This is a genomic window from Achromobacter insuavis (genome assembly GCF_902859645.1).
Taxonomy (GTDB): Bacteria; Pseudomonadota; Gammaproteobacteria; order Burkholderiales; family Burkholderiaceae_B; genus Achromobacter; species Achromobacter insuavis.
Map to the genome: position 1 here is coordinate 1 of NZ_CADIJR010000159.1, position 4,473 is coordinate 4,473.

Annotated in this window: 5 protein-coding genes and 1 pseudogene; all 6 read left to right on the plus strand. The window is 70.2% G+C overall.

Annotation, left to right across the window (positions count from 1 at the left end; translation table 11 throughout):
- Window positions 1–186: pseudogene (locus H0523_RS31605) on the plus strand (hydantoinase B/oxoprolinase family protein); the annotation flags it as partial.
- A 70-nt stretch (window positions 187–256) separates the two neighbouring features.
- Window positions 257–1,843, plus strand: a complete 1,587-nt coding sequence (locus tag H0523_RS31610) for an ABC transporter substrate-binding protein (RefSeq protein ID WP_054428797.1) — start codon at window positions 257–259, stop codon at window positions 1,841–1,843.
- Window positions 1,840–2,823 carry an ABC transporter permease gene (locus H0523_RS31615; RefSeq protein WP_054428798.1) on the plus strand — a complete coding sequence of 328 codons (984 nt, stop codon included), beginning with the start codon at window positions 1,840–1,842 and terminating at the stop codon, window positions 2,821–2,823. Before H0523_RS31610 ends, H0523_RS31615 begins: the two co-directional genes overlap by 4 nt.
- 22 nt (window positions 2,824–2,845) lie before the next feature.
- Complete coding sequence (locus tag H0523_RS31620) at window positions 2,846–3,730, plus strand: ABC transporter permease (protein ID WP_054428799.1); 885 nt, start codon at window positions 2,846–2,848, stop codon at window positions 3,728–3,730.
- A gap of 121 nt (window positions 3,731–3,851) precedes the next feature.
- Window positions 3,852–4,241 (plus strand): BlaI/MecI/CopY family transcriptional regulator, encoded by a 390-nt coding sequence (locus tag H0523_RS31625; protein WP_054428800.1) that lies wholly within the window; start codon window positions 3,852–3,854, stop codon window positions 4,239–4,241.
- Window positions 4,238–4,473, plus strand: a 236-nt coding sequence (locus H0523_RS31630) for a hypothetical protein (protein ID WP_180180299.1), incomplete at its 3' end; no start/stop codon positions are given. The genes H0523_RS31625 and H0523_RS31630, both read left to right, overlap by 4 nt.

Below are 4,473 nucleotides of genomic sequence, written 5' to 3' on the forward strand. Positions count from 1 at the left end.
CTGCGCGCGAAGGGCCGCCAGCTGGTGCCGGCCGGCGAACGCCTGGTGGTGCACACTCCGGGCGGCGGCGGACTGGGCGACCCGGCCCGCCGCGACGCCGCGCGCGTCGAGCGCGACGTGCGCTACGGCCTGGTCAGCGTGGAGCAGGCCGGCAGCGCCTACCAGCACGACGGCGCGCCCGCCTGACCGCTCCCTTTTCCTGGATCGCCCCGGGCGCGTCCCGGGGCCCATCTCATCCCCTGTTTTCGCGACGATCATGAAGCCAACCCGCCGTTCCTTTCTCAGCCTGACCCTTGCCGGCCTGCTGCTGGCCGCCAGCCCGTACACCCATGCGGAACCCACCCGCGGCGGCACGCTGACGCTGCTGCTGCCGTCCGAACCCACCGCGCTGGTCACCGTGGGCAACGTCGCCACGCCGATCCTGAGCGTCAGCGCCAAGGTCACCGAAGGCCTGCTCAAGTACGACTACGACCTGAACCCCGAGCCGCAGCTGGCCACCGCCTGGAACATCAGCCCCGACGGCACCGTGTACACCTTCACGCTGCGCCAGGGCGTCAAGTGGCACGACGGCAAGCCGTTCACGGCGGCGGACGTGGCCTTCTCCATCGAGCTGCTCAAGAAGATCCACCCGCGCGGCCGCAACACCTTCGCCAACGTCACCGCCATCGAGACGCCGGACGACCACACCGTGGTGCTGCGCCTGTCCAAGCCGGCGCCCTACCTGATCCGCGCCTTCGTCGCGACCGAAACGCCGATCATCCCCAAGCACATCTACGAAGGCACCGATCCGCTGACCAACCCGGCCACCTCGGCGCCGATCGGCACCGGCCCGTACAAGTTCAAGGAGTGGGTGCGCGGCAGTCACATCGTCTACGAGCGCAACCCGGACTACTGGGACAAGCCCAAACCCTACATCGACCGCCTGATCGTGCGCATCGTCGCCGACCCGGCGGCGGCCGCCATCGCCTTCGAGACCGGCACGGTCGACCTGGGCTACCGCACGCCCGTGCCGCTGGCCGACCTGGCGCGTCTCAAGGCCGTGCCGTCGCTGCGCTTCGAGACCAAGGGCAACAGCTACTCCTACAACGTCACGCGCCTGGAATTCAACCTGGACGATCCGCACTTCAAGAACGAGAAGGTGCGCCAGGCGGTGGCCCACGCCATCGACCGCAACGTCATCCTGAAGGTGGTGAACTACGGCGTCGGCCAGGTGGCGTATTCGCCCATCGCGCCGGGCCTGAAGACCTACAACGACCCGACGCCCACGCCCTACCCCTTCGACCTGAAGCGCGCCAACGCGCTGCTGGACGAGGCCGGCTATCCCAAGGGCGCCGACGGCGTGCGCTTTCGCGTGACGCTGGACTACAACCCGATCGGCGCCGACGGCCCGCGCCTGGCCGACTACCTGCGCACCACGCTGGCGCGCGTCGGCGTCGCGGTGACGGTGCGGGCGCAGGACGCCTCGGCCTTCATCAAGCGCGTCTACACCGACCGCGACTTCGCCTTCACCACCAACGGCGCCAGCAACCTGTTCGACCCCACCGTCGGCGTGCAGCGGCTGTACTGGTCGAAGAACTTCATCAAGGGCGTGCCGTTCTCCAACGGCACGCACTACCAGAACCCGAAGGTGGACCAGTTGCTGGAAGCCGCCGCGGTCGAGAACGATCCGGCCCGCCGCGTGCAGCTGTTCAAGGAGTTCCAGCAGATCGTGGCGCGCGAGGTGCCCGACCTGAACCTGTACCAGCCGGAGTTCATCACCATCGCCAACCAGCGCGTGCATGACCACTCGCTGACGGCCGACGGCGTCGAGTCCAACCTGGCCGACGTCTATCTGCAGCCATGACGGCGCATCGTTCCCTGCGGGTGCTGGGCCGCTCGCTGCTGCAGGCCATCCCCACCGTCATCGGCGTGGTGCTGCTGAGCTTCTTCCTGCTGCAGGCGGTGCCGGGCGACGCCGCCGACGTGATCGCGGCGGAGTCCGGCTCGGCCACCGAGGCCAGCATGGCGGCGCTGCGCAGCCACTTCGGGCTGGACCAGCCGGTGCTGCAGCAGCTGGGCGCCTACCTGCGCGACCTGGCCACGCTCAACCTGGGCGTGTCGCCGCGCTACAACCTGCCGGTGTCCGAGCTGATCTTCAGCCGGCTGGGCAACACGGTGCTGCTGATGGGCAGCGCGCTGGCCTGCGCGCTGGCGGCCGGCATCGCGCTGGGCGCGGTCATGGCCAGCTTCGCCGGCCGCTGGCTCGACCGCGTGCTGTCGCTGGCGGCGCTGCTGCTGTATTCCACGCCCGGCTTCTGGCTCGGGTTGATGGCCATCATCCTGCTGTCGGTGAAGCTGGGCTGGCTGCCGCCCGGCGGCGTGTCCACCATCGGCTCGGGCGCCACCGGCTGGGCCTACGCGCTCGACGTGGCGCGCCACCTGGTGCTGCCGACGCTGGCGCTGACCGGCTTCTACGTCGCCATCTTCGCCCGCCTGACGCGCGCCTCGATGCTGGAGGTGAACCGCCAGGACTTCGTGCGCACCGCCCACGCCAAGGGCCTGACGCCGCGCGCCGTGGCGCTGCGCCACGTGCTGCGCAACGCGCTGATTCCCGTCACCACCGTGGCCGGCCTGAACGTCGGCACGCTGCTGGGCGGCGCGGTGGTGGTGGAGACCGTGTTCAGCTGGCCCGGCCTGGGCCGGCTGGCCTACGAGTCCGTGATGGCGCGCGACTACGTGGTGCTGCTGGGCATCCTGGTGCTGTCGTCACTGCTGGTGATCCTGGCCAACATCATCGTCGACCTGCTGCAGACCCTGCTCGACCCGCGCATCCGCGTGCGCTGACCCCTTCATTTCCCGATTCACGATGACCGTTCAATCCGCTTCCGCGCCGGCGCCGGCCGCCCCCCTGCCCCGGCTGCGCCGCGGCGCGCTGGGCCGCCTGCTGGCCAACCCGGCCGCCGTGGCCGGCGCGCTGCTGCTGCTCCTGATCCTGCTGGCCGCGCTCACCGCGCCGTGGGTGTTTCCGCACGACCCGCTCGACATGGTGGGGCCGCCCATCCTGTGGCCGGGGCAGGACCACGAATTCTGGCTGGGCACCGACACCATGGGCCGCGACGTGGCCGCCGGCCTGGCGCATGGCGCGCGGGTGTCGCTGACCGTGGGCGTCACCGCGGCGCTGCTGAGCCTGGTGATCGGCATCGCCATCGGCGCGGCGGCCGGCTACTTCGGCGGCTGGGTCGACGTGGTGTTGATGCGCGTGACCGAGCTGCTGCAGACCATTCCGGCCTTCTTGCTGGTGGTGGTCATCGTGGCGATCGCGCGGCCCTCGGTGACGGTGATCGCGCTGTCGATCGGCGTGGCCTCCTGGCCGGTGGTGGCGCGGCTCGTGCGGGCCGAATTCCGCACCCTGCGCGAATCCGAGTTCGTGCAGGCGGCCCGCAGCCTGGGCTTCAGCCACGCCCGCATCGCCCTGCTGGAGATCCTGCCCAATGCCCTGCCACCGGTGATCGTGACCACGTCGGTGCTGGTGGCCAACGCCATCCTGATGGAATCGGCGCTGTCGTTCATGAACATGGGCGATCCCAACGCCGTGTCGTGGGGCAGCATGATCGGCGACGCCCGCGAGATGCTGCGCACCGCCTGGTACCTGGCGGCGCTGCCGGGCGTGTCCATCATCCTGACGGTGCTGTCGCTGAACCTGCTGGGCGATGCCCTGAACGACGCCTTCAATCCGCGACTGTCGCGCTGAGGCCTCGTCGGCCCGGCGCGGCGGCGGCGCGTCGGCGGCGAAAGGGGCGGAAGAAACGGAAGTAGACAAACTTTTCTAGAACATTTATTCTAGATCGGCCTTTTGTCGACTTCCCCGCTTCATGACCGCCTCCCCTTCCGCCACCGCCAAGCCCACCAGCGCCGAACTCGACGTGTTGCAGGCGCTCTGGGAAACCGGCCCCGCCACCGTCAAGCAGGTCCACGCCGCGATGGCGGCCGGGCGCGACGGCCTGACCTACGCCAACGTGCTGCGGCTGATGCAGATCATGCACGGCAAGGGCCTGCTGACGCGCGATGAAAGCGAACGCTCGCACGTCTACGCCGCCGCCCAGAGCCAGAAGGCGACCCAGGGCGGCCTGATCAAGGACCTGATCGGCAAGGCCTTCGCCGGCTCCGGCAAGGCGCTGGTGCTGGCCGCCCTGCGCGAAGGCCATGTCAGCAGGAAGGACCGCGCGGAAATCGAAGCCCTGCTGCGCGACGACAAGCTGTGACCGACTTTCTGCTGGCCACGGCCTGGACCCTGGGCGGCAGCCTGCCGGCGCTGGCCTGGAAGATCCTGTGCCTGCACGCCGCCACGCTGGCGCTGCTGGCGCTGACGCGCCCCGACGATGCCCGGCTGCGCTACGCGCTGCTGGGCGCGGCGTTGTTCGCCGGCGTGGGCCTGGGCGTGACCGACGTGGCGCTCGCCTGGCGCGGCCTGCCGGCCCCGTTGCCCGCCGCGGC